The sequence below is a fragment of the Brevundimonas sp. genome, assembly GCF_023259385.1.
Lineage (GTDB): Bacteria > Pseudomonadota > Alphaproteobacteria > Caulobacterales > Caulobacteraceae > Brevundimonas.
Map to the genome: position 1 here is coordinate 1 of NZ_JAHFPF010000327.1, position 3,245 is coordinate 3,245.

Here is a 3,245-nt window from a genome sequence, read left to right on the forward strand (position 1 = left end):
TCAGGTCCGGCGCCACCTGGGCGATGGTGGTGTATTCGAAGTCGCCGTAGACGAGGTGCTCGTACATGTCGTCGGTCAGCACCCAGACGTGCGGGTGGCGACGCAGCACCTCGGCCAGACCTTCCAGCTCGGCGCGGGTATAGGCGGCGCCGGTGGGGTTGGACGGGCTGTTCAGGATCAGCCAGCGGGTCCTGGGGGTGATCGCCGCCTCAAGCACGGCGGGCAGCAGCTTGAAGCCGTCCTTCTCCTCGCCGACCACGGTGACGGGCTCGCCGCCGGCCAGCAGGACCATGTCCGGATAGGAGACCCAGTAGGGGGCGGGCACGATGACTTCATCGCCCGGGTTCAGGGTGGCGACCAGGGCGTTGAAGATGACCGGCTTGCCGCCGGGGGCGACGTGGATCTGGGCCGGGCTGTAGTCCAGGCCGTTCTCGCGCTTGAACTTGGCCGAGATGGCGGACTTCAGCTGGGGCATGCCGTCGGCGTCGGTGTACTTCGTCTCACCGCGCGTGATGGCGTCGATGGCGGCCTGTTTGATGTTCTCGGGGGTATCGAAGTCCGGTTCGCCGGCGCCCAGGCCGATCACGTCCCGGCCTTCCGCTTTCAGCTGCCGCGCCTGAGCGGTCACCGCGAGGGTGGCCGAAGGCTTGACGCGGGCGAGGGCGGAGGACTGCAGGCTGGACATGGCGACTCCCGAGGACGGCGGTCCTCATTACGCAGTTGCGAAGGAGGGATCAAATGACGAGACGCTACGCTTCCTTGCCGGTTCACAGCCGCCCCTCATCCCCCTAGGTTCGCGACCACAAAACAGCGCTTCGGGGAGGAAGCCATGACGGGGAAGACGATCGCCCGGATCGGACGGGCGATGGCGGCGGTCGTCGCCCTGAGCCTGACGCAGGCCGCCCCGGTTCTGGCCCGGCCGGGTCCGGTTCCGCCCGGTCCCTCGGCTGCGGTGAACACCTTCATCGGCACGCGGGACGAGGGGAACACCTTCCCCGGCGCCTCGGCCCCCTTCGGCCTGATCCAGGTCAGTCCGATCGGTTCGCACTATGCGGGCTGGCGCTATGACGACGAGACGATCCGGGGCTTTGGACGCTCGTTCGTCTCGGGCGCCGGCTGCTGGGAGCAGGGCGGGCAGGTGTCGGTGCTGCCGGTGACGGGCTCCATCGCGCCGGGCGGGGCCTTCGACACCAGCAAGGCCAACAGTTTCGACCACAAGGCCTACGCCTCGCACTACACCCACGAGGGCGAGGTGGGGCAGGCGGGCTATTACAAGGTGCGGCTGACCGACTACGGCGGCATCGACGTGGAGGCCACGGCTCTGACCCGGGCGGCGGCCGAGCGCTACACCTTCGCGGCGGGCCAGACGCAGGGCCACGTCCTGATCAACGTCAGCCAGGCCAATGAGCGCCACCGCGTCGTCGGCAGCCAGGTCCGCGTCGTCGGCGACCGCGCCATCGAGGGCAAGGTGACGACCTCGAGCTTCTGCGGCGGCCATCAGTACGCGACCTGGTTCCGCATCGAGTTCGACCGGCCGTTCAGCGGCTTCGGCGTCTGGGGGCAGGCGGGCGGAACGCCGGGCGCGCGCTTCAGCATGGAGAGCGAGCACGATCCCCGGAACGGCGCCTGGGTGACGTTCGATCTGTCCGGCGGCCGGGCGGTGACGGCGGTCAGCGCCATCTCGCATGTCGATCAGGAGGGCGCGCGCAACAATCTGGAGGCCGAGGGGCGTGCCGACGGGCGGCTGATCGGCTTCGACGCCATGCGCGACGCGGCCCAGGGCGCCTGGAACCGCGAGCTGGGGGCCGTGCGGGTCGCCGGCGGCGATCACGACGCCCGCGCGGTCTTCTACACCGCCCTGTACCACGCCCTGCTGCAGCCCATGACCGGCAGCGACGCCGACGGGCGCTATCGCGGCTACGACGACCAGATCCACGTGGCCGACGGCTGGACCTACCACGAGTACTTTTCGCTGTGGGACACCTACCGGTCCCAGAACCAGCTGCTGGCCATGCTGAAGCCGGATCGGGCCCGCGACATCGCCCGCTCGGTGCTGGCCATCGACGAACAGGGCGGCTGGCTGCCGCGCTGGGGCTACGCCAGCTTCGAGGCCAATGTGATGACCGGCGACCCGGTGACACCCTTCCTGGTCGACCTGTGGCGTTTCGGGGCGCTGGAGGGGCAGGAGCGACAGGCGTGGACGGCGCTGCGCCGCAACGCCTTCGAGACGCCGCCGCTGAACTCGCGCCACGGCGGCCGGGCGGGCAACCCCAGCTATCTGGCGAACGGCTATGTCCAGTTCGACCGCGCCTATCCGGCCAAGGGCATGGACACGGATCCGCACCACGGCGGCTCGGCGACGATAGAATATGCGCTGGCCGACTGTTCGCTGGCGCTGATGGGCGAGGCGCTGGGCCGGACGGCGGACGCGGCGGCGCTGCGCCGGCGGGGCGGAAACTGGCGCAGGGTCTGGGACGCGAGCGTCGCGGATCCGCAGAGCGACTTCACCGGCTTCCCGCGCCCGCGCATGGAGGACGGCGACTGGTTCACGCCCCCGACCGGCGCCTATGACCCGACCTCCCACTACGGCTTCCACGAAGGCACGGCCTGGCAGTACCAGTGGCTGGTCCCGCAGGATGTGGCGGGGATGAGCGAGGCCATGGGCGGAAGGGACCGCACCCTGGCGCGGCTGGACCGCTTCTTCGCCATCGACAAGGTCGCCGCCGACCCACAGGCCGCGCGGGCGGAGTGGGTGGCGGGGCCGTACGCCTATTACGGCCAGCACCGCTACAACCCGAACAACGAGCCGACCATGCACACGCCGTGGATCTACACCCTGCTGGGCCGGCCCGACCGGACGGCCGAGGTGGTCCGCGCCGCCCAGACCCTGTTCACCAACGCCCCCAACGGCGTCACCGGCAACGACGACCTGGGGACCATGTCCGCCTGGTATCTGTTCGGGGCGATGGGCCTGTACCCCGGGATGCCGGGGACGGGGCAACTGCTGGTGGGCGCGCCGCGGTTCGAGGCGGTGGAGATCGACCTGGGCGAGGGGCGGACGCTGCGCATCAAGGCGCCGGGCGCCGGCGGGGCGCGGGCGCAGTACATCGCGGGCGTGCGCTGGGACGGGCAGGCGGTCGACCAGGTCTGGCTGGGCTGGGACCGTCTGAAGCGGGGCGGCCGTCTGGACCTGACCCTGACGGACCGGGCGGAGGCGACCAACTGGGGGCGGGAGCAGGGCGCCG

2 protein-coding genes are annotated in these 3,245 nt (G+C 70.7%); one reads left to right on the plus strand and one right to left on the minus strand.

Annotated features, from left to right (window positions below; all coding sequences use genetic code 11):
* The coding region (locus Q0C81_RS17685; RefSeq protein ID WP_291841070.1) for an aminotransferase class I/II-fold pyridoxal phosphate-dependent enzyme at positions 1–685 on the minus strand (685 nt) is incomplete at its 3' end.
* A gap of 144 nt (positions 686–829) precedes the next feature.
* On the opposite strand from Q0C81_RS17685, the gene Q0C81_RS17690 reads away from it, so the two are divergent.
* Positions 830–3,245 (plus strand): GH92 family glycosyl hydrolase (locus tag Q0C81_RS17690; RefSeq protein WP_291841072.1); only part of this gene is annotated, 2,416 nt, incomplete at its 3' end.